Raw genomic sequence first — 356 nt, 5'->3', positions numbered from 1 at the left:
CGCCGGGCGTCTCCACGCCGGTGCCGTCGGCCTTTTCCTCGCCGATCTGGCGCACGAGCAGCTTGGGAATGCCGTTCATGCGCTGGTACAGGTCGGTCTGGTTCTCGGCCTGACCCGAGATGATCAGCGGCGTACGCGCCTCATCGATCAGGATCGAGTCCACTTCGTCGACGATCGCGTAGTGCAGCGGGCGCTGCACGCGCTGCGACGGGTCGTAGACCATGTTGTCGCGCAGGTAGTCGAAGCCGAACTCGTTGTTCGTGCCGTAGGTGATGTCCGAGTTATAGGCGCGCTGCTTCTCGTCATGAGGCATCTGCGAGAGGTTGACCCCCACCGACAGCCCCAGGAAGTTGTAC

General features: G+C 63.2%; 1 pseudogene. It reads right to left on the bottom strand.

The features are described from left to right. Positions 1 to 356 (bottom strand): annotated as a pseudogene (locus AC1DCP_RS26735) (preprotein translocase subunit SecA); the annotation flags it as partial.

Source organism: Agrobacterium sp. 10T429 (assembly GCF_056393925.1).
The sequence above is the reverse complement of the archived record's forward strand: the minus strand, read 5'-3'. Positions and strand labels throughout refer to the sequence as shown.